At 72.7% G+C, this 24324-nt stretch carries 22 protein-coding genes; 11 read left to right on the top strand and 11 right to left on the bottom strand.

Features of this window, described 5'->3' with window-relative positions; genetic code table 11:
- Positions 1–27: 27 nt before the first annotated feature.
- Together ACIQ8B_RS03995 and ACIQ8B_RS04000 are read right to left on the bottom strand one after the other, a co-directional pair.
- Entirely contained in the window at positions 28–876 is an 849-nt protein-coding gene (locus tag ACIQ8B_RS03995) for an ABC transporter permease (RefSeq protein ID WP_290002513.1), read from the bottom strand.
- Positions 873–1889, bottom strand: a complete 1017-nt coding sequence (locus ACIQ8B_RS04000; protein WP_106413345.1) for an ATP-binding cassette domain-containing protein — start codon at positions 1887–1889, stop codon at positions 873–875. Before ACIQ8B_RS04000 ends, ACIQ8B_RS03995 begins: the two co-directional genes overlap by 4 nt.
- 190 nt (positions 1890–2079) lie before the next feature.
- Between ACIQ8B_RS04000 and ACIQ8B_RS04005 the strand changes: the two genes are divergently transcribed.
- Entirely contained in the window at positions 2080–3063 is a 984-nt protein-coding gene (locus ACIQ8B_RS04005) for an NAD(P)H-quinone oxidoreductase (protein ID WP_403545070.1), read from the top strand.
- Positions 3064–3081: 18 nt separating this feature from the next.
- Here the strand turns inward: ACIQ8B_RS04005 and ACIQ8B_RS04010 are convergent, their stop codons facing one another.
- Positions 3082–3798: a hypothetical protein gene (locus ACIQ8B_RS04010; RefSeq protein ID WP_403545072.1), complete on the bottom strand. Its 717-nt coding sequence runs from the start codon at positions 3796–3798 to the stop codon at positions 3082–3084.
- A 188-nt stretch (positions 3799–3986) separates the two neighbouring features.
- Here ACIQ8B_RS04010 and ACIQ8B_RS04015 point away from each other — a divergent pair, with 188 nt between their 5' ends.
- Entirely contained in the window at positions 3987–4526 is a 540-nt protein-coding gene (locus tag ACIQ8B_RS04015) for a bacterial proteasome activator family protein (RefSeq protein ID WP_106413342.1), read from the top strand.
- Positions 4527–4640: 114 nt separating this feature from the next.
- Here the strand turns inward: ACIQ8B_RS04015 and ACIQ8B_RS04020 are convergent, their stop codons facing one another.
- A complete protein-coding gene (locus tag ACIQ8B_RS04020) occupies positions 4641–6272 on the bottom strand; it encodes a protein kinase (protein ID WP_403545074.1) in 1632 nt (543 codons plus the stop codon).
- Between the two features lie 376 nt (positions 6273–6648).
- On the opposite strand from ACIQ8B_RS04020, the gene ACIQ8B_RS04025 reads away from it, so the two are divergent.
- The 4 genes from ACIQ8B_RS04025 (at position 6649) to ACIQ8B_RS04040 (ending at position 12361) form a co-directional block, all read left to right on the top strand.
- Positions 6649–8310, top strand: coding sequence for a protein kinase (locus tag ACIQ8B_RS04025; protein WP_403545077.1), 1662 nt, complete (start codon positions 6649–6651; stop codon positions 8308–8310).
- A 395-nt stretch (positions 8311–8705) separates the two neighbouring features.
- Positions 8706–9911, top strand: coding sequence for a pyruvate dehydrogenase (acetyl-transferring) E1 component subunit alpha (gene pdhA / locus ACIQ8B_RS04030; RefSeq protein WP_290002529.1), 1206 nt, complete (start codon positions 8706–8708; stop codon positions 9909–9911).
- A gap of 1 nt (position 9912) precedes the next feature.
- On the top strand, positions 9913–10890 hold the full coding sequence (locus tag ACIQ8B_RS04035) for an alpha-ketoacid dehydrogenase subunit beta (RefSeq protein WP_093764344.1): 978 nt from the start codon (positions 9913–9915) through the stop codon (positions 10888–10890).
- 10 nt (positions 10891–10900) lie between these two features.
- Positions 10901–12361, top strand: coding sequence for a dihydrolipoamide acetyltransferase family protein (locus ACIQ8B_RS04040; protein WP_403545080.1), 1461 nt, complete (start codon positions 10901–10903; stop codon positions 12359–12361).
- A gap of 142 nt (positions 12362–12503) precedes the next feature.
- Here the strand turns inward: ACIQ8B_RS04040 and ACIQ8B_RS04045 are convergent, their stop codons facing one another.
- Positions 12504–13406, bottom strand: a complete 903-nt coding sequence (locus ACIQ8B_RS04045; RefSeq protein ID WP_290002540.1) for a D-alanyl-D-alanine carboxypeptidase family protein — start codon at positions 13404–13406, stop codon at positions 12504–12506.
- A gap of 198 nt (positions 13407–13604) precedes the next feature.
- Between ACIQ8B_RS04045 and ACIQ8B_RS04050 the strand changes: the two genes are divergently transcribed.
- Positions 13605–14261: a GntR family transcriptional regulator gene (locus tag ACIQ8B_RS04050; protein WP_391662691.1), complete on the top strand. Its 657-nt coding sequence runs from the start codon at positions 13605–13607 to the stop codon at positions 14259–14261.
- Positions 14258–15589: a nitrate/nitrite transporter gene (locus tag ACIQ8B_RS04055; protein WP_290002543.1), complete on the top strand. Its 1332-nt coding sequence runs from the start codon at positions 14258–14260 to the stop codon at positions 15587–15589. The genes ACIQ8B_RS04050 and ACIQ8B_RS04055 overlap by 4 nt, the downstream gene beginning before the upstream one ends.
- 373 nt (positions 15590–15962) lie before the next feature.
- Here the strand turns inward: ACIQ8B_RS04055 and ACIQ8B_RS04060 are convergent, their stop codons facing one another.
- Entirely contained in the window at positions 15963–16787 is an 825-nt protein-coding gene (locus tag ACIQ8B_RS04060; RefSeq protein ID WP_106413334.1) for a maleylpyruvate isomerase family mycothiol-dependent enzyme, read from the bottom strand.
- A 219-nt stretch (positions 16788–17006) separates the two neighbouring features.
- Between ACIQ8B_RS04060 and ACIQ8B_RS04065 the strand changes: the two genes are divergently transcribed.
- Complete coding sequence (locus ACIQ8B_RS04065) at positions 17007–17801, top strand: carbon-nitrogen family hydrolase (RefSeq protein WP_290002548.1); 795 nt, start codon at positions 17007–17009, stop codon at positions 17799–17801.
- Between the two features lie 637 nt (positions 17802–18438).
- On the opposite strand, the gene ACIQ8B_RS04070 is transcribed toward ACIQ8B_RS04065, so the two are convergent.
- Positions 18439–18777, bottom strand: coding sequence for an LLM class flavin-dependent oxidoreductase (locus ACIQ8B_RS04070; RefSeq protein WP_403545084.1), 339 nt, complete (start codon positions 18775–18777; stop codon positions 18439–18441).
- A gap of 114 nt (positions 18778–18891) precedes the next feature.
- Positions 18892–19266, bottom strand: coding sequence for a cupin domain-containing protein (locus ACIQ8B_RS04075; RefSeq protein ID WP_403545086.1), 375 nt, complete (start codon positions 19264–19266; stop codon positions 18892–18894).
- Positions 19267–19340: 74 nt separating this feature from the next.
- Here ACIQ8B_RS04075 and ACIQ8B_RS04080 point away from each other — a divergent pair, with 74 nt between their 5' ends.
- Entirely contained in the window at positions 19341–19814 is a 474-nt protein-coding gene (locus ACIQ8B_RS04080; protein ID WP_290002568.1) for a MarR family winged helix-turn-helix transcriptional regulator, read from the top strand.
- Between the two features lie 297 nt (positions 19815–20111).
- Here the strand turns inward: ACIQ8B_RS04080 and ACIQ8B_RS04085 are convergent, their stop codons facing one another.
- The gene (locus ACIQ8B_RS04085; protein ID WP_106413324.1) at positions 20112–20606 is read right to left on the bottom strand and encodes an LURP-one-related/scramblase family protein; all 495 of its coding nucleotides are present in this window, start codon (positions 20604–20606) and stop codon (positions 20112–20114) included.
- Positions 20607–20710: 104 nt separating this feature from the next.
- Between ACIQ8B_RS04085 and ACIQ8B_RS04090 the strand changes: the two genes are divergently transcribed.
- Positions 20711–22573, top strand: coding sequence for an NHL domain-containing thioredoxin family protein (locus ACIQ8B_RS04090; protein WP_403545089.1), 1863 nt, complete (start codon positions 20711–20713; stop codon positions 22571–22573).
- Here the strand turns inward: ACIQ8B_RS04090 and ACIQ8B_RS04095 are convergent.
- Together ACIQ8B_RS04095 and ACIQ8B_RS04100 are read right to left on the bottom strand one after the other, a co-directional pair.
- Entirely contained in the window at positions 22549–22803 is a 255-nt protein-coding gene (locus ACIQ8B_RS04095) for a DUF6458 family protein (protein ID WP_290002577.1), read from the bottom strand. The genes ACIQ8B_RS04090 and ACIQ8B_RS04095 overlap by 25 nt on opposite strands.
- A 137-nt stretch (positions 22804–22940) precedes the next feature.
- Positions 22941–24239, bottom strand: a complete 1299-nt coding sequence (locus tag ACIQ8B_RS04100; RefSeq protein ID WP_106413321.1) for a M18 family aminopeptidase — start codon at positions 24237–24239, stop codon at positions 22941–22943.
- Between the last annotated feature and the right edge of the window lie 85 nt (positions 24240–24324).

Here is a 24324-nt window from a genome sequence, read left to right on the forward strand (position 1 = left end):
TGGACCGCCCTGCTGCCCTGGACCGCCCTACTTGCGGTTGTAGAGCCGCATCGTGACCGGCCCGAAGACGACGATGAACACGGCCGACCAGCCCAGCGTCCACATGATGTCGGCGGCCGGCCAGTCGCCGGCCATCAGCCCGCGGACCGCCGAGGCCAGATGGGTCACCGGGCTGTTGTTGACGAAGGCCTGGAGCCAGCCGGGCATGGTGCGCGGGTCGACGAAGACGTTGGACAGGAAGGTGAGCGGGAAGATCACCATCATGCTGACGCTCATCACCGACTTCTCGGTGCGCAGCAGCAGCCCGAACATCGTCCAGATCCACGAGAAGGCGAACGAGAAAAGCAGCAGGAGCGCGATCCCGGCCACCACCCCGAGGACGCCGCCGTCGGCGCGGTAGCCGAGCAGCAGGCCCATGCACAGCATGATCACGGAGGCGATGGTGTAGCGCAGGGCGTCGCCGAGCAGGTAGCCGACCATCGCCGAGGGCCGCCAGATCGGCAGTGAGCGGAAGCGGTCGAAGACGCCCTTCTCGATGTCGATGTTCACCGAGACGCCGGTGTACATGGTGATCATGACGACCGACATCACGAGGATGCCCGGCAGGACGAACTGGATGTAGTCCGTCGGCGACCCCGCCAGCGCACCGCCGAAGAGGTACGTGAACATCAGCAGGTTCATGATCGGGAACGCGGTGACGTCGAAGAGCTGCTCGGGCACGTGCTTGATCTTCAGCATGGCGCGCCAGCCGAACGTCAGGGACGTGGACAGGGAGCTGGGCCGCTGCGGCCGCTCCTTGGCGACCAGCAGGGCCGCCAGGGACTCGGTGCTGACCGGCGCGAGTTCCTTGGTCTCCGTGCTCGTGGCCGTGCTCATGCCGCCACCTCGTCCTTCGTGTCGGTGCCGGTGCCGTCCTCGGCGCCGGTCTCATGGCCGGTCAGCGCGAGGAAGACCTCGTCGAGGCTCGGCTGGCCGAGGGAGAAGTTGTCGACGGTGATCCCGGTCCGGGACAGCTCGGTGAGGGCCCGTGCGGCCTGGTCGGCGGCGCTGTCGCTGGTCGCGGCGTTGAGCCGGGCGGTGAGCGCCACCGGGTCGGGTTCCAGCTGCACCTCGGCGAGCAGCATCTCGCGCAGCAGCCGCTCGGCGTCGCCGCGCCGGTCGGGATCGCGCAGCCGCACATGGACGGAACCGGCGCCCACGGACGCCTTGAGCTCGCCCTTGGTGCCCTCGGCGATCACCCGGCCCGTGTCGATCACCGCGATGCGGGACGCCAGCTGGTCGGCCTCGTCCAGGTACTGCGTGGTCAGCAGCACCGTGGTGCCCTGGGCGACGACCGCGCGCACGATGTCCCACACCTGGTTGCGGCTGCGCGGGTCGAGGCCGGTGGTGGGCTCGTCGAGGAACAGCAGGTCAGGGGTGTTGAGGATGGACGCGGCGATGTCGATGCGGCGCCGCATGCCGCCCGAGTAGTGCTTGATCTGCCTGCCCGCCGCCTCGGTGAGACCGAACGCCTCCAGCAACTGGGCGGCGCGCTCACGGGCCGCGGGCTTGCGGTGCCCGAGCAGCCGGCCGAGCAGGACCAGGTTCTCGGTGCCGGTGAGGTCCTCGTCCACCGACGCGTACTGGCCGGTGAGGCTCACCCGGGAGCGGACCGCGTCGGCGTCGTGCACGACGTCGTGACCGAAGACACGGGCCTCACCGCCGTCCGGGCGCAGCAGGGTGGCGAGCATCTTCACGGTGGTGGTCTTGCCGGCGCCGTTCGGCCCGAGGACGCCGTAGACCGTGCCGGTGGGCACCGTGAGGTCCACGCCGTCGACGGCCCGTGTCTCGCCGAAGGTCTTGACCAGGCCCGTGGTCTCGATCGCCAGGCCGGACGTCTGCGTGCTCATGCTTCGGGTCCTTCCGCGTACGTGGGCTACGCATGGGCAGACCTTCACCGTCGCGCAAACTCATCGGTCCCGCACGCGGATTTTCCGGCGTCCGCGCCGGGCGTCCGGGGGGCGGACGTGACTCCCCGGGGGCGGACGCGACTCCCCGGGGTGAGCCGTGGGCACCGCCTCCCGGAGTACCGTCCCCCTCATGCATGCGATCACGATTCCCGAACCCGGTGGGCCCGAGGCGCTGGTCTGGGACGAGGTCCCCGATCCGGTGGCCGGCGAGGGCGAGGTCCTCGTCGACGTGGTGGCCGCGGCCGTCAACCGCGCCGACATCCTGCAGCGCCAGGGCTTCTACGACCCGCCGCCCGGCACGTCCCCCCACCCCGGCCTGGAGTGCTCCGGCCGGATCGCCCGGATCGGTCCCGGGGTGAGCGGCTGGGCCGTCGGCGACGAGGTCTGCGCGCTGCTCTCCGGCGGCGGTTACGCCGAGAAGGCGGTCGTCCCCGCGGGGCAGCTGCTGCCCGTCCCCGAGGGGCTCACCGTCGACCGGGCCGCCGCGCTGCCCGAGGTGGTCTGCACGGTGTGGTCGAACGTCTTCATGGTCGCCCACCTGCGCCCCGGCGAGACGTTCCTCGTGCACGGCGGATCGAGCGGCATCGGCACCATGGCGATCCAGCTCGCCAAGGCCGTCGGGGCGAAGGTCGCCGTCACCGCGGGCACGAAGGAGAAGCTGGAGCGCTGCGCCGAGCTGGGCGCGGACATCCTGATCAACTACCGCGAGCAGGACTTCGTGGCCGAGCTGCGGGAGGCCACCGAGGGCAGGGGCGCGGACGTCATCCTGGACAACATGGGCGCCAAGTACCTGGACCGCAACGTGCAGGCCCTCGCCGTGAACGGCCGGCTCGTGATCATCGGCATGCAGGGCGGGGTGAAGGGCGAGCTGAACATCGGCGCCCTGCTCGCCAAGCGCGCCGCGATCACCGCCACCACCCTGCGCGCCCGCCCGCTGGAGGAGAAGGCCGCGATCGTGGCGGCCGTGCGGGAGCACGTGTGGCCGCTGGTGTCCGGCGGTCACGTCCGTCCGGTGATCGACCGGGAGATCCCCATGCCGGACGCCGCCGAGGCGCACCGGGTGGTGGAGGACAGCTCCCACATCGGCAAGGTCCTGCTGATCACGCCCAACTGAGTCCGGCGAGGCCGGTGGTCAGCGCGCTCCGCGTTCCTGGCGCAACCGCAGTCCCAGGTGGGCGAGGGCGCAGCCGAGGCCGATGAGGACCAGGCCGCTGCCCAGCGGCAGGATCCGCAGCACCGGTTGGGCGGCGGTGCCCGCGACCGCGTCCGGCTCAGCGGCCGGCGACGAGGCGGCGGGCACCGGAGCCGCCGCCGAGGAGGCGGGCGCGGACGGGGCGGCCCCGCCCGCGTCACCGGCAGGAGACTCCTCCGCCGCGCCGTCCCCCACCTCCGCCGGGGCGGACGCGTCGAGCCGGGCGTCGGGCCGCCGTGCCCCGTCGCCGTCCGGCCGTCCGGCCGCCCCGCGGGGGTCCGAGCCCTCCTCCTCGGCGCCCCGCCGGGACGGCGCGGTGTCCCGGGACCCTTCCCCCGCCGTCTCCCGCCGCCCGGGCCGGTCGCGTCCCTCGCCCGGCCCGTCTCCGGTCCGGGACGCGGAGGGCGAGGGCGAGGGCGAGACCGAGGACGACGGGGAGGCGGAGGGGGAACGGGGCACCGCGCGCGCCTGGGCGCTCCCGGCGCTGTCGGCGCCCGGCGGCGTGTGCTCCGCCCCGGACGCCGTGCCGGTGATCGTGCGCTCCGCCCCGGACGCCGTGCCGGCGGTCGGGGGTCCCGCGAGGGGGCTGTACGGCGTCAGCACGGCGCCCGCCGCCAGAACGAGCGTCGCCCCCAGTGTGCGCAGCGATGGAGTCACGGCCGTGACCTCCCGCGCCGGCCGGTGCTCGGCCGCACCGTCGGCAAGATGGGCCGGATGGACGCCAACAGCCTCGCACCGGCGGACGGGACCGGCATGTCGGACAGGGCCGTCCGGAGGACCCCGCGGGGCGGCCGCTACCGGGGGCGGCACCGTGCCGGGGAGGGGGCGTGCGCGACAATGGTCGAATGGAGATGCCGAGGAACGAACGGTCGCCGGAGAATCCGCAGATCCTGGTCGTGGGCCAGGACGGTATGGCGCTCAGCGGCGGCAAGGGGGACGAGGACTCCCGTGAGACCCCGGTGACGGAGCAGGTGGAGCAGCCGGCGAAGGTCATGCGGATCGGCAGCATGATCAAGCAGCTGCTGGAGGAGGTGCGTGCCGCTCCTCTCGACGAGGCCAGCCGCAACCGCCTCAAGGAGATCCACGCCAGTTCGGTGAAGGAGCTCGAGGACGGCCTGGCGCCGGAGCTGGTCGAGGAGCTGGAGCGGCTCTCCCTGCCCTTCACGGACGAGGCCACCCCCAGCGACGCGGAGCTGCGCATCGCGCAGGCCCAGCTGGTGGGCTGGCTGGAAGGGCTCTTCCACGGGATCCAGACGACGCTCTTCGCCCAGCAGATGGCGGCGCGCGCCCAGTTGGAGCAGATGCGCCGCGCGCTGCCGCCGGGTGTCGCCGAGGGACCCGAGGACTCCCACCCGGGCGGCCGCTCGGGCGGCCCGTACCTGTAAACCGCCTCATGGACCGGGGGACCGCCCCCGTCCGACCGCACCGAAGGGGCCCGGCATCCGTGCCGGGCCCCTTCCGTACGCGTGCGGGCGCTCCGCGGACGCGGAGCCGCCGGGTCAGGACGTCGGCGGGTTGCCCGTCGAGACCTTGAGTGTGATCTGCGGCATGTCCTCCGGATCGACGTCGGTGCCGGCCGGCGGGAACTGCTCGCGGACCGACCCCTCGCCGTAGGTGTTCTCGTCCACCTCGACGATCTTGAGGTTGCCGCCCCAGCCCGCGGCCTGGAAGCACGCCTTCACCGAGGCGATGTGCTTGAACTTGAAGTCGGGCAGCTGGACCTTGTCGGGGTCGTTGTACGCCTCCTGCGGGTCCTCGCACTTCTCCGGGTCGATCGTCTTGGACGTGTCCGGACCGCGGTAGCCCTCGGGCTTCGCCGTCGAGGCGGACGCGCCGCCCGCCCGCGGGTCCTTGTCGTCCCCGTTGTTGAGCGCCAGCGCCGTGACCAGGCCGCCGACCGCCAGCACCGCGACGAGGACCGAGGCGACGATCACCGGAGTGTTCCGGCCGCGCCTCGCACCGCCGCTGCCGGAGCCCTGCGGCGAGATCGTGTACGGCGCGGGCGTCGACGGGCCCTGCTGGGCGTACGGCGTCGGGTAGCCGCCCTGCTGCGGGTAGCCGTACGACGGGGCGGGCGTGGCCGGGGCGGGGGAGCCGTACGGGTTCGGCGGCGGGGGCGTCGGCTGGTACGGCGTCTGGACGCTGCCCGCGGGCGCCTGGCCGGACCGGTCGACCGGCGGGAAGACCGCGGAGCCGACACCGGCGCCGCTGGGCGTCTGGCCGCCGGGCACGATGCTGGGCGGGGCCGCCTGGAAGGACTGCGCCACCCGCAGGCACTCCCCGCGCATGGCCTCCGCGCTGGGGAAGCGCTCGTTCGGGTTCTTCTTCAGCGCGCGGGCGATCAGCGCGTCCACGGCCGGCGGCAGCGAGCGGTTGACGGAGGAGGCGACCGGGGGCTCCTCCTGCACGTGCGCGTAGGCGATGGCGAGCGGGGAGTCCGCGTCGAACGGCAGTCTGCCGGTGACCAGCTGGAACAGCATGATGCCGACCGAGTACAGGTCGGAGCGCGCGTCGACGCCCCGGCCGAGCGCCTGCTCCGGGGAGAGGTACTGCGGGGTGCCGACGACCATGCCGGTCTGCGTCATCGACGTCACGCCGGACTGCATGGCGCGGGCGATGCCGAAGTCCATCACCTTGACCACGCCGCGCTTGGTCATCATCACGTTGCCGGGCTTGATGTCGCGGTGGACCAGCCCCATCTCGTGGCTGATCTCCAGCGCCGCCAGCACGTCGGCGGTGATCCTCAGCGCCTTGTCGGCGGGCATCGCGCCGTGCTGCCGCACGTCCTCGTCGAGCACGGAGCCGAGCGGACGGCCCTCGACGTACTCCATGACGATGTACGGCGTCGTCATGCCGTCCACGTCGTCCTCGCCGGTGTCGAACACCGAGACGATGTTGGTGTGCGTGAGCTTCGCCACGGACTGGGCCTCGCGGCGGAAGCGCTCACGGAACGCCTGCTCCCGCCCGAGTTCCGTGTGCAACGTCTTGATCGCGACCTGGCGGTCCAGCACCGTGTCGTGGGCGAGGTGCACCGAGGCCATGCCACCCTGGCCGAGCAGGTCCCGCAGTTGGTAGCGTCCGCCCGCGAGCGCCCGCCCCGTGTGCCGGCCCTGTGCGCCGTCCTGGCTCATGTTCCGCGTCCCCCGTAGCCTCTCCGGCGTCCGGCACCGCCGTCGGTGACCTGCCCCGTCGTAGCCTGTCGTCGTCGCTGTCGTGGATCGAAAGCGCTATTCCCGGCCAAGTCTGCCCCAGGGCACCGACACGTCAAGCGTGGTGCCCGTTCCGTGACCGTACGCGAAAGAAGCGTCGCGGAAGCGTTACAGCGGCCGTCCCGCCGGTACACGGAATTTGCACGACGGTACGGAGTGCGGGTTTGATGACCGGTCCGTCGCGTGCCGGATCCGGCAGCCCGTCCCGGACCGAAGGCCCCGGCAGAGGCTGTAGCGTGGCCGACGGAGACCGTGACAACACCGCGCGCACCGCGGGCAGAAACGACGGCGAGGACTGATGGCACAGCAGCAGCGCGCTCAGGGCCCGTCCGACCCCGAGGCGACTGGCGGCGGCATGTCGGACGCGCCGGACAACTGGGGCAACGGCGGGCTGGTCGGCGACGGCCGGTACCGGCTCACGCACCGGCTCGGCCGGGGCGGCATGGCCGAGGTGTTCGCCGCCGAGGACGTACGCCTCGGGCGTACCGTCGCCGTCAAGCTGCTGCGCTCCGACCTGGCCGAGGACCCGGTGTCCAAGGCGCGCTTCACGCGCGAGGCCCAGTCGGTGGCCGGCCTCAACCATCACGCGATCGTCGCCGTGTACGACTCCGGCGAGGACATGATGGGCGGCCAGTCCGTGCCGTACATCGTGATGGAGCTGGTCGAGGGCCGCACCATCCGCGACCTGCTGATGAACGCGGAGGCCCCGGGCCCGGAGCAGGCGCTGATCATCGTCTCGGGCGTCCTGGAGGCCCTGGCCTACTCGCACCAGCACAACATCGTGCACCGCGACATCAAGCCGGCCAACGTCATCATCACCCACAACGGCGCCGTGAAGGTGATGGACTTCGGCATCGCCCGCGCCATGCACGGCGCGTCCACGACGATGACGCAGACCGGCATGGTCATGGGCACCCCGCAGTACCTCTCCCCGGAGCAGGCGCTCGGCAAGGCCGTCGACCACCGCTCCGACCTGTACGCCACCGGCTGCCTGATGTACGAACTGCTGGCGCTGCGCCCGCCGTTCACCGGCGAGACGCCGCTGTCGGTGGTCTACCAGCACGTCCAGGACATCCCCACGCCCCCCTCGGAGGCCTCGGACGCCTGCCCGCCCGAGCTGGACGGGCTGGTGATGCGCTCCCTCGCCAAGGACCCGGACGACCGTTTCCAGACGGCCGAGGAGATGCGCGGACTGGTCCAGTACGCGCTGCAGATGCTCTACGAGCAGGGCGGCCACACCGGCACCTGGAACACCGGGCCGGTGGACATGCACGAGGGCCCGCGCACGCCCGCGGCCGGGTTCGCCGGCACGGCGGTCATGCCGCACCCGGAGCACTCCGGCACGGCCGCCATCCCGCAGCCGATCCTGCCCACCGGCGGGTACGGCGGCGGTGACGACGGCGGCTTCGAGGGCCACGGCAACCGGGGCAGCGGCCGCGGCAAGCTGTGGATCCTCGCTGTGCTCGCGGTGATCGCCGTCGCGGCCGGCGTCGCCCTGGCGCTGAACAACGGCGGCGGCGGCGAGGGCGGGGGCGGCAAGACCGACCCCTCGCCGTCGGTCTCCCGGAGCACCCAGGAGGAGACGGCCAGCGAGTCGCCGACCGACGAGGAGACCGAGGAGACGACCGATCCCGGTACGGGGACCGGTGCCGACCCGGGCACGGGATCGGGCGGGAACTGGGACCAGCCGTACACGCCGCCCACGAATCCGACGGACACCGAGACCGAGACCGAGGCGCCGAGCGCCCCGCCGCCGTCCGCGCAGCCGACCCAGTCGGGCGGCACCGGGGACGGCGGCACGGAGAACGGCGGCACCGAGGACGGCGGCACGGAGAACGGCGGCACCGGGGACGGCGGCACGGAGAACGGCGGCACGGAGAACGGCGGAGCCGGCGGCCCGGGCGGCGTCGGCGACGCGGGCGGGGCCAACGCCGGAGTGCCCGGCGGCTCGGGCGGCTGACCGGCTTCCTCACCCCTCGACCGGACGATCCGCCCCCGCCCGGGGCACCCCGTGACGCCCCCTATGGCACCCCGTGCCGTAGGGGGCGTTCGCTCTTCCCGTGTCCGGCCCGGCCGGGATAACGTGCCGTTGCTCCGGCCTCCTGCAAGGCTGTGACCAGCGTGCCTTCCGGGCCTTCCCCGATTTACTTGGATATCCAAGCAAAATCGCAGGTCAGAGGGGGTTTCACAGAAATGTGGAGCACTGGGTAACGTGCTGTGTGCAGGGCGCTCGCCGGGGCACCTGTCACGCCTGTTCCCGGCCGAGCGGCACCCACCCCGTGCCCGGTGGTCGGAACAGGTGAGCCGCACTGGCCCACCGGCAACCCCGGGGGCCGGACCGACGGAGGAGCACACGTGACCGTGGAGAGCACTGCCGCGCGCACACCGCGACGCAGCGCCGGAAACAAGGCCGGCACCACCGGCACCAAGCGCACCACCAGCACCACCAAAAAGGCCGCCGGCGCCAGGAAGAGCGCCGAGCCCGCCCTCGTCCAGCTGCTGACGCCCGAGGGCAAGCGCGTCAAGAACGCCGAGTTCGACAAGTACGTCGCCGACATCACGGCCGAGGATCTGCGCGGTCTGTACCGCGACATGGTGCTCACCCGTCGCTTCGACGCCGAGGCCACCGCGCTCCAGCGCCAGGGCGAGCTGGGCCTGTGGGCCTCGCTGCTCGGGCAGGAGGCGGCGCAGATCGGCTCCGGCCGGGCGCTGCGCGACGACGACTACGTCTTCCCCACCTACCGTGAGCACGGTGTCGCCTGGTGCCGCGGGGTGGACCCGACCAACCTGCTCGGCATGTTCCGCGGCGTCAACAACGGCGGCTGGGACCCGAACGGCAACAACTTCCACCTGTACACGATCGTCATCGGCTCCCAGACGCTGCACGCCACGGGCTACGCGATGGGCATCACCAAGGACGGCGCCGACAGCGCGGTCATCGCGTACTTCGGCGACGGCGCCTCCAGCCAGGGCGACGTGGCCGAGGCCTTCACCTTCTCCGCGGTCTACAACGCGCCCGTGGTGTTCTTCTGCCAGAACAACCAGTGGGCGATCTCCGAGCCGACCGAGAAGCAGTCCCGCGTGCCGCTGTACCAGCGCGCGCAGGGCTTCGGCTTCCCGGGCGTGCGCGTGGACGGCAACGACGTGCTGGCGAACCTCGCCGTCACCCAGTGGGCCCTGGAGCGGGCCCGCGCCGGTGAGGGGCCGACGCTCGTCGAGGCGTTCACGTACCGCATGGGCGCGCACACCACCTCCGACGACCCCACCCGCTACCGGGGTGACGAGGAGCGTCTGGCCTGGGAGGCGAAGGACCCGATCCTGCGCCTTCGCCGTTACCTCGAGGCCTCGAACCACGCGGACGAGGGATTCTTCGCGGAACTGGAGACCGAGTCCGAGGCGTTGGGCAAACGAGTGCGCGAAGCGGTCCGTGCCATGCCGGACCCGGACCACTTCGCCATCTTCGAGAACGTGTACGCGGACGGCCACGCGCTGGTCGACGAGGAGCGGGCGCAGTTCGCCGCCTACCAGGCCTCGTTCGCGGACGAAGACGGGGGTAAGTGACATGGCTGAGAAGATGGCTCTGGCCAAGGCGATCAACGAGTCGCTGCGGCGCGCCCTGGACGCGGACCCGAAGGTCGTCGTCATGGGCGAGGACGTCGGCAAGCTCGGCGGCGTGTTCCGGGTGACGGACGGCCTGCAGAAGGACTTCGGCGAGAGCCGCGTCATCGACACCCCGCTCGCCGAGTCGGGCATCGTCGGCACCGCGATCGGCCTGGCCCTGCGCGGCTACCGCCCGGTGGTGGAGATCCAGTTCGACGGCTTCGTCTTCCCGGCGTACGACCAGATCGTCACGCAGCTCGCGAAGATGCACGCCCGCGCGCTGGGCAAGGTCAAGATGCCCGTCGTCGTGCGCATCCCCTACGGCGGCGGCATCGGGGCGGTGGAGCACCACTCCGAGTCCCCCGAGGCCCTGTTCGCGCACGTGGCCGGCCTGAAGATCGTGTCGCCGTCGAACGCGTCGGACGCGTACTGGATGATGCAGCAGGCCATCCAGAGCGACGACCCGGTGATCTTCTTCGAGCCGAAGCGGCGCTACTGGGACAAGGGCGAGGTCGACACCGAGGCGATCCCCGGCCCGCTGCACGCCGCGCGCGTGGTGCGCGAGGGCACGGACCTGACCCTCGCCGCGTACGGCCCGATGGTGAAGCTCTGCCAGGAGGTCGCCGACGCGGCGGCCGAGGAGGGCCGCAGCCTGGAGGTGCTCGACCTGCGCTCGGTCTCCCCGATCGACTTCGACGCCGTCCAGGCGTCGGTGGAGAAGACCCGCCGTCTGGTCGTCGTCCACGAGGCGCCGGTGTTCTTCGGCTCCGGCGCGGAGATCGCCGCCCGGATCACGGAGCGCTGCTTCTACCACCTGGAGGCCCCGGTGCTGAGGGTCGGCGGCTACCACGCCCCGTACCCGCCGGCCCGTCTGGAGGAGTCCTACCTCCCGGACCTGGACCGGGTGCTCGATGCCGTCGACCGCTCGCTGGCGTACTGAGGAGAGGGTCGTGACGACGATGACGAACGCGTCCGTACGCGAGTTCAAGATGCCGGACGTGGGCGAGGGCCTCACCGAGGCCGAGATCCTCAAGTGGTACGTCCAGCCCGGTGACACCGTCACCGACGGCCAGGTGGTCTGCGAGGTGGAGACGGCGAAGGCCGCCGTCGAGCTGCCCATCCCCTACGACGGCGTGGTCCGCGCCCTGCACTTCCCCGAGGGCACCACGGTCGACGTGGGCACGTCCATCATCGCGGTGGAGGTGGCGGGCGCGGCCCCGGCGCGGGAGGAGGCCCCCGCGGCCCCCGCCCCCGCTCCCGCCGCCGAGCCGGAGGAGCCCGCCGGGCCCGCGGCCCGCCAGCCGGTGCTGGTCGGCTACGGCGTCGCCACCTCCTCCACCCGCCGCCGCCCGCGCAAGCAGGCGCAGGACACCGCGGCCCAGCAGGCCGCGCCCGCGGTCCAGGCCGAACTGAACGGCCACGGTGCCGCCCCGGCGGCTCCGGCCGCCCCGGCCGTCCCGGCGGCCCCCGCGCAGCGGCCGCTGGCGAAGCCGCCGGTGCGCAAGCTGGCCAAGGACCTGGGCGTCGACCTGGCGACGGTCACCCCGACCGGCCCCGACGGCGTCGTCACCCGCGAGGACGTCCACGCGGCCGTCGCCGCGGCCCAGGCGCGGCAGCAGCCGGTTGCCCCCGCCGCCCAGCCGGCCGCCCCGTCCGCCCCGGCCGCCGCCGCGCCCGACCGGCCCGCGGCCCCGGCGTCGTACGACTCCGCCCGCGAGACGCGGATCCCCGTCAAGGGCGTCCGCAAGGCGACGGCGGCGGCGATGGTCGGCTCGGCGTTCACCGCGCCGCACGTCACAGAGTTCGTGACGGTCGACGTGACCCGCACGATGAAGCTGGTCGAGGAGCTGAAGCAGGACAAGGAGTTCGCGGGTCTGCGGGTGAACCCCTTGCTGCTGATCGCGAAGGCACTGCTGGTCGCGATCCGGCGCAACCCCGACATCAACGCCTCCTGGGACGAGGCGGCGCAGGAGATCGTGGTCAAGCACTACGTGAACCTGGGCATCGCGGCGGCCACCCCGCGCGGCCTGATCGTGCCGAACATCAAGGACGCCCACGCCAAGACGCTGCCCGAACTGGCCGCGTCCCTGGGTGAACTGGTGTCCACGGCCCGGGAGGGCAAGACCTCCCCGTCCGCCATGCAGGGCGGCACGGTCACGATCACCAACGTCGGCGTCTTCGGCGTCGACACGGGCACGCCCATCCTCAACCCGGGTGAGTCCGCGATCCTCGCGGTCGGCGCGATCAAGCCCCAGCCGTGGGTCCACAAGGGCAAGGTCAAGCCCCGCCAGGTCACCACCCTGGCCCTCTCCTTCGACCATCGCCTGGTCGACGGCGAGCTCGGCTCCAAGGTCCTCGCCGACGTGGCGGCGGTCCTGGAGCAGCCGAAGCGGCTGATCACCTGGGCCTGACGGCCGGCGGACACGGCAGGAGGGGCGCCGCACACGACTGACGTGTGCGGCGCCCCTCCTCATGTCCGGGAATCCGGGAAACCCGGAATCCGGGGATGCGGGTGGACCGGGCGGACCGGGCGGACCGGGTGGACCGGGCGGATCAGAGCTTGCTGAACGCGTAGTTCATGAGGGCCTTCGCGTCCTTCTCGCGCTGGGCGGCGGAGGAGGAGGCGAGGACGGTGCCGACGACCGTCTTGCCGTTGCGGGTCGCGGCGAAGACCAGGCAGTACTTGGCCGTGGGGCCCGAGCCGGTCTTGACGCCGAGGGTGCCGCTGTAGCTGTTCAGCAGGGTGTTGGTGTTGACCCACGGCGCCATGGTGCGGGTGCCGCCCGTCTTGGTCTTCGTCTTCGCCGTGTACTTCTTCGTCTTGACGATCGAGCGGAAGGTCGCGTTCTTCATCGCGCTGCTCGCGATCTTCGTCAGGTCGCGCGGCGTGGAGTAGTTGTTGCCGTTGCCGATGCCGTCGAACGAGTCGAAGCGGGTGTTCTTCAGGCCCAGCTTCTTCGCGTCGGCGTTCATCTTGCCGATGAACGACTTCACGCGGGCCGCGCGGGTCGTGCCGGTGCCGAACTTGTCGGCCAGCGCGTACGCGGCGTCGCAGCCGGACGGCAGCATCAGCCCGTACAGCAGCTGGCGGACGGTGACCTTGTCGCCGACGATCAGCCGCGCGGACGAGGCGTTCTTCGACACGATGTAGTCGCTGTACGCCTTCTGGATGGTGACCGTGGAGTTCAGGTTCAGGTTCTTCTGGGAGAGCACGACCTTCGCGGTCATGATCTTGGTGGTGGAACCGGTCGCGCGGCGGGTGTCCCCGAGCTTCGTGTACAGCGTCTTGCCGTTCGCGTTGTTGATCACGAAGCCGCCCTTGGCGACGACGGACGGAGCGGGAGCGGCGGCCTGCGCCGGCGCCGCGTAGAGCGCTCCGGAGGCGAGCACGGCGCCGGTGGTCACGACGACGCAGGTGGCTCTGCGGAGACGGATGCCCTGGATGCCGATATTCAAGTCAGATACCCCGATTTACCGTGAGTGGCCGTGCTGCTCGGCCTGGTTGAGGAGCGGCCGCACGGAAGAGGCCGCATGTGTCTGACGCGTACACCGAAGGAATGGTTGTACGGGAGAGGGTCACTTCTTTCCGGTGGATGCCGTTCCGCATCGTGGACGGACACTTCCATGCGTACGTGTTGTATCTATGCTGTCCGCATGAGTGTGTCCGCCCCCGTGAAACGTCCCCCCGCCGCCGACCGCGTCTACGCCCACGTCAAGCAGGGCGTCCTGGAGCGCACCTACGAGGGCGGGACGCTGCTCACGGAGGGCGAGCTGGCCGAGGCCGTGGGCGTCTCCCGCACGCCCGTGCGCGAGGCCCTGCTGCGGCTCGAGGCCGAGGGGCTGATCAGGCTCTACCCGAAGAAGGGCGCGCTCGTGCTGCCGGTCTCCGCGCAGGAGATCGCCGACGTCGTGGAGACGCGGTTGCTCGTCGAGGAGCACGCGGCGCGCAAGGCGGTGCCCGCGCCCCCCGGCCTCATCGAGCGCCTGGAGGAACTGCTCGCGCGCCAGAAGGAGGAGGCGGCCGCCGGCGACTTCGCCGCGGCCTCCGTCACCGACCGCTGCTTCCACGCCGAGATCGTCCGCAGCGGCGGCAACGAGATCCTCTCCCGCCTCTACGACCAGCTGCGCGACCGTCAGCTGCGCATGGGCCAGGCCGTGATGCACTCCCACCCCGACCGCATCGCCAAGACCCTCGCCGAGCACGAGGAGATCCTGCGGGCGCTGCGCTCCGGTGACGCGGAGGCGGCCGTGGAGATCGTCCACGGGCACGTCGGCTGGTTCTCCCACCTGGCCCGGGGAGAGGTGCGATGAGCGGCGCCTCCCCGCGCGGCGCCGGCACGCTGCCCGGCGGTCCTCCCCCGCAGGGGGCGCCCCCGGGCGGGCGGCGTGCGCTCGCCGTCTGGGGGGTCGGCGTCTCCGTCTACTTCGTCGCCGTCATCTTCCGCACGTCCCTGGGGGTGGCCGGCCTCGACGCGGCCGACCGGTTCGACGTGGGCGCCTCCGCGCTGTCCACGTTCTCCATCCTCCAGCTGCTGGTCTACGCCGGCATGCAGATACCCGTCGGCCTGCTGGTGGACCGGCTCGGCACGAAGAAGGTGCTGAGCCTGGGCGCGGTGCTGTTCACGGTCGGACAGCTCGGCTTCGCCCTCTCCCCGACGTACGGCATGGCGCTCGCCTCGCGTGCGCTGCTGGGCTGCGGCGACGCGATGACCTTCATCAGCGTGCTGCGGCTGGGCTCGCGGTGGTTCCCCGCGCGGCGCGGGCCGCTGGTCGGGCAGATGGCCGGGCTCATCGGCATGGCGGGCAACCTCGTCTCCACGCTGGTCCTCGCGCGGCTGCTGCACGGCATCGGCTGGACGGCGGCGTTCGCGGGCAGCTCGCTCGCGGGTGTGGTGGTCCTCGTCCTGGTCCTGCTGTTCCTGAAGGACCACCCCGAGGGCCACGAGCCGGCGCCGGTCCCCCACCAGGGCGCCGCCTACGTCCGCCGGCAGATCGCCGCGTCCTGGCGGGAGCCGGGGACCCGGCTGGGACTGTGGGTGCACTTCACCACCCAGTTCCCGGCGATGGTGTTCCTGCTGCTGTGGGGGATGCCGTTCCTGGTGGAGGCGCAGGGGCTGTCCCGCGCGGTCGCCGGTGAGCTGCTCACCCTGGTGGTGCTGGCCAACATGACCGTCGGCCTCGTCTACGGCCAGGTCGTCTCCCGGCACCACGGGGCGCGGCTGCCGCTGGCGCTGGGCACGGTGGGCGCGACGGCCCTGCTGTGGGCCGTCACGCTGGCCTGGCCGGGGGACAGGGCGCCGATGTGGCTCCTGGTCGTGCTGTGCGCGGTGCTGGGGGCCTGCGGCCCGGCGTCGATGATCGGCTTCGACTTCGCCCGCCCCGCCAACCCGCCCGAGCGGCAGGGCACGGCCTCCGGCATCACCAACATGGGCGGCTTCGTCGCCTCCATGACGACCCTCTTCGCGATCGGCGTCCTGCTGGACGCCACCGGCGACGACTACGCGGTCGCCTTCTCGGCGGTCTTCGTCCTCCAGGCCCTGGGCGTCACCCAGATCCTCCGCCTCCGCGGGCGCGCGGCCCGCCGCGAACGGGAACGGCTGGTCGCCAGCAAGGTGTCCACGGTCCACGTCCCGGTCTGACGGCCCCGGCGGCGGCCGGACCGGCCGGGACGGGTGCGGACCCGGGACGCCGCCCGGGCCGGGCACGGTGCGGGGCCTCGTCCGGGCCGGGCACGCACGGGACGCCGCCGGCGGCGTCAGAAGTCGCCGCTCGTGCGCCCGCCCGGCGGCTCCCGCTCGGCCGGTGCCCCGGTGCCGGACGGACGCCGAACCCGCGCGGCGCCGGGGCCGGCCCCGCGGCGAGCGGGCGCCGCTCCGGCCGGGGGTTCCGTGCGCCGGCCGAAGCGAGAGCGCGCCTACGGTGTCACTCGCGGGGCCGCAGCCCTGCCGTGAGCGGGTGCCGTCCCGGCCGGCGTCCTGTGCGCCGGACGGGGCGAGGGGCCCGGGCCCTTGGTCAAGGCGTCACCGCGAAGTGGCGGAGGATCGCCGCGGCCAGGTCCTGGTCGCCCTCCGTCTTCACGCGGTCCGCGACCGCCTCCGCCGTCACGCGGCCGCAGGCCAGGCGGAGGTAGGTCTCCCAGTCGAGGGCGAGGGTGGCGGCCGGGCCGAGGGCCGGGGCGGTCTCCAGGGTGCCGCGGCCCTGGATGTCGACGCGGACCGTGCGCAGGAACTCCACCGGGCCGTGCACGTCGACGACCACCGCGCAGCTGCGCGGCGCCTGCGCCAGTTCGGCGACGACCCGCGGCAGCTCGTCGAGCAGGACGTCGCGGGCGACGTGGGCGCCGGGGGAGTCGAGGTTGCCGGGGCGGCCGAGGGCGGTGCGCAGGTCCTGCTCGTGCACCCACACGTCGAAGGCGTGCCGGCGCATCGACTCCTCCAGCGTCAGCTCCGTGCCCAGCGGCCCGCGCACCTTGGTGCCGGGGTCACGGGACTCGTTCCGCAGCTGGCGGTTGCGCCGGATGATCATCAGCTCCAGCTCGGAGGTCATCTCCGGCGCCGTGTGGTGGCGGCGCACGTCGACCTGCATCTCCATGTACCGCTGGTGGTCGTTGGTGACGTGGAACAGGTCGCGCGGCAGCGTGTGGATCGGCCGGGGGTCGCCGTACATCTCCGAGTCGAGGCCGATGACGTGGGAGACCACGTCACGGACGGACCAGCCCGGGCAGGGGGTGCGCCGGTTCCAGTCGGCTTCCGGCAGCGGCTGCACCAGCTCGGATATCGCCTCGATGGAGTGGGACCAGGCGTCGGCGTAGGGCTGGAGGGCGGGATGCAGACTCACGGAACGGGACCCCTCGGCGGTCGGTACACGGGCAGGTTGTGGCGGCGGTGCCAGTGGGCGGTGGCTGCACTTCGTGGGTGTCTCGGGTCTCCTCCGGTTCTCGGCTTCGCTCGAACCGGCGGGACCCCCAAGTTACGCTGCTGGCAGGCACCCCGGCAGTGCTTTCGTGTGACGATCGTAGGCCCGTGGACACGGGTCGAATGCCAGGACGGTGGTAGTGTGCGCGCTTCCTTGCTCCAAGTCGCCGTGAACGAGGACGAACCGGTCGAATCGCGTCGGCGCCGGGTGGCCGCGCTGGTGCGTGATCAGGCCGGGGCGGATCTCGTCGTCCTCCCCGAGCTGTGGACCACGGGCGCCTTCGCCTACGAGGGGTTCGGCACCGAGGCGGAACCGCTGGAGGGGCCGACGCACGAGGCGATGGCCAAGGCGGCGAGCGAGGCGGGCGTGTGGCTGCACGCGGGGTCCGTCCCGGAGCGGGACCCCGACGGCACCCTCTACAACACCTCCCTGGTCTTCTCCCCCTCCGGCGAACTCGCCGCCTCCTACCGGAAGATCCACCGCTTCGGTTTCGACAAGGGCGAGGCCGTGCTGATGGGGGCGGGCGAGGACCTGGTGACGGTCCGTCTGCCGGACACCGTCGTGGGCGTGGCGACCTGCTACGACCTGCGCTTCCCCGAACTCTTCCGCGGCCTGGTCGACGCCGGCGCGGAGACCTTCGTCGTCCCGGCGGGCTGGCCCGAACGGCGCCGCGCGCACTGGACGCTGCTGGCGCGGGCGCGCGCGGTGGAGAACCAGGCGTTCGTCCTCGCGTGCGGAACGGCCGGGACGCACGCGGGAGTTCCCCAGGCGGGTCACTCGGTCGTGGTGGACCCGTGGGGCGAGGTCCTCGCCGAGGCGGGCCCCGGCGAGGAGGTCCTGACGGTCGACTTCGACCCGGCGACGGTGGCGGGCACCCGGGACCGCTTCCCGGCCCTCAAGGACCGCGTCCTGGGCCTGGAGCGCCCCCGCCGCTGACCCGTGGGGGCAGGCGCACCGGCGGAATGCGCCGGACAGCACCTGTGCGGTCCCCCCAAGGATCGTTTCCCGGGCCGAGGGTGATCGTCGCCGCGCCGGTGAACCCCTGTCGCGGGCCGAGCGGGCAGGCTCGCCGGGTCGCGTACGCCGAGGTGTCCGCGGACCGGACAGCCCTGGTCGGGTCGGGCGCGACGGGGGCGCGGCGCCCCCATGACCTCGTCGGCCGGCTCTTCGGAAGGAGGCGTCGCCGACTCCGCGACGTGCCGGCGTTCCTGGTGAGTGCCGGAGCCGCATGGGGCGAGCCGCACGGAGTGCAGGTGCCGCCTGTGCCCCGGCCGGGCCCCTCGGACGGGAGTGAGCCCGGCCGGAGATCAGCGGCGTCATGGCCACCGAGTCGTCATCGGCGACCGGCCCCCTCCGTCAGCGGGTCCCGTCCGACGGAGGGGTACGCCTTCCGGGTCGAGGTGCGGCTGCGCACCGGACCGGAGGTGCTGAGGGAGGGATCCACCAGCCGTTCACAGAGGTGTCCGGAAGTCGCGCCGGTACCACCCCAGAGCTGATGCCGCCGTCCCCTGCCTGCGCGTTTCGGAAAGTTCCCCGATCAGCAGCGTGTGGTCGCCGACAGGTATGCGACTGGTCACGACGCACCGCGGAGCGACCGCGATGTCAGCGAGTCCAGGCCGTAGCGGCCCGCCAGGCGCATGCCCCGCTCCGAGCCCGCGCCGGCCACCGCCATGTCGGAACACGGCTTGGTGCAGGGCTTCAGGTACAGGCGTGCGTCCCGCAGTTCGAACCAGCCCGTCCTGACCGTCACCGGCTCGTCCCCGTGCAGCAGCCGCACCAGAGCGTCGAGTGACTCGGCCGTCATCCGCCGCTGGTCGCCTGCGGCGATGCCCCTCATATGGGCGTCCGCCGGCGAGACTCCGGCACCCATGCCGAACATGGCGCGCCCCCGGCTCCGGTGGCCCAGTTGCACGATGCGGTTGGCGGGACCGCGATCCGGAGCCCGGAGAGGCGAACAGCCCGACCGGATCCCTCGGGGGGGTTGGCCTGGTCGGGCTGTTCGGTCGGGCTGTTCGGTCGGACACGGTCACTCGCCCCACGGGAGCGGGATCTTGTCCTCGCTCCCGGGCATCATCGCCTTGCCGCCGACGGCCATGGCGACCAGCGCCTCCGCCGGGCCGCCCACGGCCTTCAGCTGCCGCACGGCGCCGGCGGGAATGATGACGGCCTGGCCGGCCTTGGCCTGCTCGGTCCTTCCCTCCACCTCGACCTCGAACTCACCCGACAGGGGCATCCACACCTGTTCGCGGTCGATGATGTGTACCGGCGTGACCGCGTCCGCACCCAGCTCCACCCGCCACGTGCTGACCTCGGCACTCCCCTGACTGGGGGCCGCCAGGCCGAACATCGAACCGGCAGGGGTCTTGGTCGTCCGCTGCTCGCTCTCGCTGACCACGTTCATCGGCGTCTCCTGTGTAAAGCCTCTTTACTTGCAGCGAGTAAAGCGACTTTATATCGGTGTGTCAAGATGAGTTGATGGAGACCCACGACCCCCTCGAGCGAACCGAGCTCACCTTCCTGCTCGGGATGGCCTTCCAGCTGGTCCTCTCCGAGTTCGTGAGCCGCCTCGACGCCGCGGGCTATGCCGACCTGCGCCCCATGCACGGCCTGGTCTTCCAGGTGCTGCACGGATCCGGCGCGACCAGCAGCGAGCTGGCCGAGGAACTCGGGGTCACCAAACAGGCCGCCGGCCAGATCATCGACGACCTGGAGAAGCGGGGCTATGTGGAACGCCGGCCGCATCCCGCCGGCGGCCGGCGCAAGCTCGTCGTTCTGACCGACAAGGCTCTGAAGCACCTCGCCGTGGCCGGGCGGATCCTGCACGAGCTGGAGGCGCAACTGACCGAGCATCTCCACGAAGTCGGCCGGCAGGTACCACGAGCCGAACTCGCGGCCATCATCCGCACCTTGGCCGGTGACTCGATCCCGCCGTTGCGCCCCGTGTGGTGAAGCGGCACGGCGGCGGGGTGACGGGGCGTGACCGTGGCTGCTTCAGCACGCGAGGCAGGGCGGCCGTGCGCCGAGCTCACGCGCCGGTCGTCGTCCGCGTACAGCGGACCAGCCGGAGATCCACGGCACGGAGCGGGCCGCCGACAGCCTTCCGGCCGTCGAGGGTCCGCTTCACCACGCCAGAGACATCCGTCCCACCCGGAGAAACAGGAACGGGCGGCATCACCACCGCGATGCCGCCCGTTCCGTCGGTGCAGCCGGAGCGCTCTCGTCGGTGCTCCGGGGCACCCCCGGGGGCTACCCCTCCCGCTCCTTCTCCGCCAGGTGGATCACGCACACCGCCACCGCGATCAGCAGCGCCGGGTCGGCGTCGTCGCGGACGACGTCGACGCCGTAGGTGTCGCGGAGGGTCAGCAGGCGGCGGGAGATCACGGCGAGGAGTTCGCCGTCGTACTCCACGGCGAACTCCCGGTCGAGGATCCGCCCGCTGACGTCCAGCTCGGTGCCGCCGTCCGCCAGCGACACCCGGTAGTGGTTCCGCAGCAGCGACAGCCGCTTGCGCCGCACCGTCGCCAGCGGCTCCCCGCCCCGCTCGATCACCATGGTGTCCCGCAGCGCGAACATCTTCTGGCGGATGTCGATGAGCACGCGCCCCTCGACGTCCTTCAGCTCGAAGGTGTCCCGCAGCCGCATCGCCTTGCCGTCGACGAGGAAGACCTTGGCGCCGCGGTCGTCCTCGATCCAGTAGTCGTCCCCGATGCCGAGGATCCGGTCCCGCACGAAGAATCTCATGGTCCGACGGCTTCCCCGGCCCGCCGCGTCCGACGCCGCCGCTAGGCCGACGGGCGGAGTCCGCACCGCCCCCGCCCGGCGCCCCGCGGTGGCACGCTGGACGTATGGACGACGCCGCTCCCGCTCCCCGGGCCCGCCGTTCCGCGCGGGTGCGCGCCCCGGAACTGGCGGGCAGGGGCGGCTGGCTCAACACGGGGGGCGGAGAACTCACCCTCGCCGCCCTGCGCGGCAAGTGCGTTGTCATTGATTTCTGGACGTTCTGCTGCGTCAACTGCCTGCACGTCGTCGACGAGCTGCGCGAGCTGGAGGAGCGGCACCGGGACACGCTCGTGGTCATCGGCGTGCACTCGCCGAAGTTCCCGCACGAGACGGAGCACGCGGCGGTGGCCGACGCCGTGGAGCGGTACGCGGTCACGCATCCCGTACTGGACGACCCCGAGCTGACGACGTGGTCGCAGTACGCGGTGCGCGCCTGGCCGACGCTGGCGGTCGTCGACCCGGAGGGGTACGTCGTGGCCACGTACTCCGGCGAGGGGCACGTCCCCGAGATCGAGCGGCTGGTGACCGAGCTGGAGTCCGAGCACGCCGCGAAGGGCACCCTCCGGCGCGGTGACCTCCCCCACGCGCCCCCGGCGGAGCCGGAACCGACCGTGCTGCGCTTCCCCGGCAAGGTGCTGCGGCTGCCGGCGGGGACCTTCCTGGTCACGGACACCACCCGGCACCAGGTCGTGGAGCTGGCGGAGGACGCGGAGACGGTGCTCAGGCGGTTCGGCCGGGGCGGGCGCGGCCTGACGGACGGCCCGCCCGACCGGGCGCGCTTCCAGGAGCCGCAGGGACTCGCGCTGCTCCCGGACGGCGCCGTCGTCGTCGCCGACACCGTCAACCACGCCCTCAGGCGGCTCGACCCGCGGTCCGGGGAGGTCACCACCCTCGCCGGCACCGGCTCCCCCTGGCGCCCCGGCGACGCGACGGACGGCCCGGCCCGTCAGGTGAACCTCTCCTCCCCGTGGGACGTCACCTGGTGGCGGGACAGGGTGTGGATCGCCATGGCCGGCATCCACCAGCTCTGGTCCTACGACCCCGCCGAGGACGCCGTCGCCCGCGAGGCCGGGACGGGCGGGGAGCACCTCGTCGACGGACCGGCGCGGCAGGCCCTGTTCGCGCAGCCCTCGGGACTCGCGGTGACGCCGGACGGGCTGTGGGTGGCCGACTCCGAGAGCTCCGCCCTGCGCCGGCTGGGACCGGACGGGCAGGTGCGCACCGCCGTCGGCGCGGGACTGTTCGCCTTCGGGCACCGCGACGGCCCCGCGGACGAGGCGCTGCTCCAGCACCCGCTCGGGGTGACCGCGCTGCCCGACGGCTCGCTGGCCGTCAGCGACACCTACAACCACGCCCTGCGCCGCTACGACCCGGCCACCGGCGAGGTGACCACCCTCGCCACCGGCCTGCGCGAACCCAGCGGGGCAGTGGTCGCCGGCGAGGACGTCGTGGTGGTGGAGTCGGCCCGCCACCGGCTGACCCGGCTGCGGCTCCCCGCGGACGTGCTGGACCCGCCCGGAGCGGACCGGTCCGTCACCGAGATCGCCGCCGGCCCCGTCCGCCTGGACGTGGCCTTCACGCCCCCGCCCGGCCGGCGGCTCGACACGCGGGACGGCCCCGCGACCCGCCTGCTGGTGTCCGCCTCCCCGCCCGCGCTGCTGCGCAGCGGAGAGGGCGCGGGAGGCGGCCTCTCCCGCGCCCTCGTGACCGACCCCGCCGTGGGGCAGGGGGTGCTGCGTGTCGTGGCGACGGCGGCTGTGTGCGACGCCGCCCCGGACGTCCCCCATCCGGCCTGCCATGTGCACCGCCGTGAGTGGCGGCTGTCCGTGCGTCCCGTCGCGGGAGGCGCGGACCGGCTGGCCCTGGAGCTGTCCGGCGCGGACGGCGCCGGGCGGGCGTCCGGTCAGACGCCGTACCCGTCGCTGTAGCCGTCGCGGGTGTGGTGCGGACGGGCCGGGTCGTCGACGACCGGGGTGGCGGGGGGTACCACGACCCGCCGACGCCGGGCGATGCTGCTGAAGGTCGCGACGCCGATCAGTCCGACGATCATGAGGATGACGCCGACCAGGTCAAGGTTGACACCCTGCATGTCCCAGTCGGTCGCGAACGTGAGGATTGCTCCCACGGCGATGAGGATGATGCATCCGCCGAGGCCCATGAGTGTCGCCTCCCTGTCCGGTGTTTCCGGTGCGATCCGGGTACCCGGCAGGGCGGCTCCCATGCGCCGTGCCGCGCAGGGGAGTTGACCGCCACTCGGATCACTGCTAGAGAACGCGGCGCGTCCGCCGTTCCGAACTAGCCCTCCAGGAACGCCGTCAGCGCGTTCGCCAGCAGGAACGGGTCCTTGGCGCCGCACAGTTCGCGGACGCTGTGCATCGACAGGATGGCCACGCCGATGTCGACCGTCCGGATGCCGTGCCGGGCCGCGGTGATCGGGCCGATCGTGGTGCCGCACGGCATCGCGTTGTTGGAGACGAACGACTGGAAGGGCACCCCGGCCTTCTCGCAGGCCGCCGCGAACACCGCGCGTCCCGAACCGTCGGTGGCGTAGCGGTTGTTGACGTTGACCTTGAGGATCGGGCCGCCGTCGACGCGCGGGTGGTGCGTCGGGTCGTGCCGCTCCGCGTAGTTGGGGTGCACGGCGTGCCCGGTGTCGGACGACAGGCAGACGGTCCCGGCGAAGGCGCGGGCCCGGTCCTCCAGCGAGCCGCCGCGGGCGAACACCGAGCGCTCCAGGACGCTGCCGAGCAGCGGGCCGTCCGCGCCGGTGTCGGACTGCGAGCCGTTCTCCTCGTGGTCGAAGGCGGCGAGCACGGGGATGTACGACAGCTCCGCACCGCGTCCGGCCGCGGCGGTCAGCGCGGCCGTGCCGGCGTGCACGGACAGCAGGTTGTCCATCCGCGGACCCGCGACCAGCTCGCGGTCACGGCCCAGGTAGGCGGGCGGCTCGACCGGGTGCACCATCAGGTCCCAGCCGGTGACCGAGCCCGCCCGCACCCCGGCGGTCTCCTCCAGGAAGGCGATGAGGTCGCCGTCGCGGACGTCGTCGCCCAGGCCCCACACCGGCTGCATGTGCCGCTGCTTGTCGAGCTTGAGGCCGTCGGAGTTGACCGCGCGGTCCAGGTGGATGGCGAGCTGGGGGACCCGCAGCAGCGGCCGGTCGACGTCGACCAGGCGGGTCGAGCCGTCCCGCAGGGACAGCCGCCCGGCCAGGCCCAGGTCGCGGTCGAGCCAGGAGTTGAGCAGCGGGCCGCCGTAGATCTCCACGGCCACCTGGCGCCAGCCGTGGGCCCCGCTGTCGGGCCGCGGCTTGACCCGCAGGGTGGGCGAGTCGGTGTGGGCGCCGACGATCCGGAAGGGCGTGTGGGGGTCCGCCCCCTCGGGGACGTACCAGGCGACGATCGCGCCGCCGCGCAGCACGTACCTGCCGCCGGCCGCGCCGTCCCAGGCGTCCGTCTCCGCGACCTGCCGGAAGCCCGCCTTCTCCAGCCGTTCGGCGGCGTTCGCCACGGCGTGGTACGGCGTGGGGCTCGCCGCGAGGAAGGACATCAGGTCGTCGGTGTGGCCGCGGTCGAAGCGGGGGGGTGCGCTCATGGGTTCACCTTAACGAGCGCGAGGACCCGCTTCCCTGTGCGGGAGCGGGCCCTCGCGGGGGTCCGGCCGGGTCTCGTGCGGGTCT

Source organism: Streptomyces sp. NPDC096105, assembly GCF_044763335.1.
Lineage (GTDB): Bacteria > Actinomycetota > Actinomycetes > Streptomycetales > Streptomycetaceae > Streptomyces.

Coding starts and splice junctions, on each gene's coding strand:
- ACIQ8B_RS04080 (WP_290002568.1), top strand. CDS start 19,341: ATGGAGACCCACGACCCCCTCGAGCGAACCGAGCTCACCTTCCTGCTC.
- ACIQ8B_RS04075 (WP_403545086.1), bottom strand. CDS start 19,266: ATGAACGTGGTCAGCGAGAGCGAGCAGCGGACGACCAAGACCCCTGCC.
- ACIQ8B_RS04015 (WP_106413342.1), top strand. CDS start 3,987: ATGGAGATGCCGAGGAACGAACGGTCGCCGGAGAATCCGCAGATCCTG.
- ACIQ8B_RS04020 (WP_403545074.1), bottom strand. CDS start 6,272: ATGAGCCAGGACGGCGCACAGGGCCGGCACACGGGGCGGGCGCTCGCG.
- ACIQ8B_RS04100 (WP_106413321.1), bottom strand. CDS start 24,239: ATGAGCGCACCCCCCCGCTTCGACCGCGGCCACACCGACGACCTGATG.
- ACIQ8B_RS04095 (WP_290002577.1), bottom strand. CDS start 22,803: ATGGGCCTCGGCGGATGCATCATCCTCATCGCCGTGGGAGCAATCCTC.
- ACIQ8B_RS04000 (WP_106413345.1), bottom strand. CDS start 1,889: ATGAGCACGCAGACGTCCGGCCTGGCGATCGAGACCACGGGCCTGGTC.
- ACIQ8B_RS04055 (WP_290002543.1), top strand. CDS start 14,258: ATGAGCGGCGCCTCCCCGCGCGGCGCCGGCACGCTGCCCGGCGGTCCT.
- ACIQ8B_RS04090 (WP_403545089.1), top strand. CDS start 20,711: ATGGACGACGCCGCTCCCGCTCCCCGGGCCCGCCGTTCCGCGCGGGTG.
- ACIQ8B_RS04085 (WP_106413324.1), bottom strand. CDS start 20,606: ATGAGATTCTTCGTGCGGGACCGGATCCTCGGCATCGGGGACGACTAC.
- ACIQ8B_RS04025 (WP_403545077.1), top strand. CDS start 6,649: ATGGCACAGCAGCAGCGCGCTCAGGGCCCGTCCGACCCCGAGGCGACT.
- ACIQ8B_RS03995 (WP_290002513.1), bottom strand. CDS start 876: ATGAGCACGGCCACGAGCACGGAGACCAAGGAACTCGCGCCGGTCAGC.
- ACIQ8B_RS04050 (WP_391662691.1), top strand. CDS start 13,605: ATGAGTGTGTCCGCCCCCGTGAAACGTCCCCCCGCCGCCGACCGCGTC.
- ACIQ8B_RS04005 (WP_403545070.1), top strand. CDS start 2,080: ATGCATGCGATCACGATTCCCGAACCCGGTGGGCCCGAGGCGCTGGTC.
- ACIQ8B_RS04035 (WP_093764344.1), top strand. CDS start 9,913: ATGGCTGAGAAGATGGCTCTGGCCAAGGCGATCAACGAGTCGCTGCGG.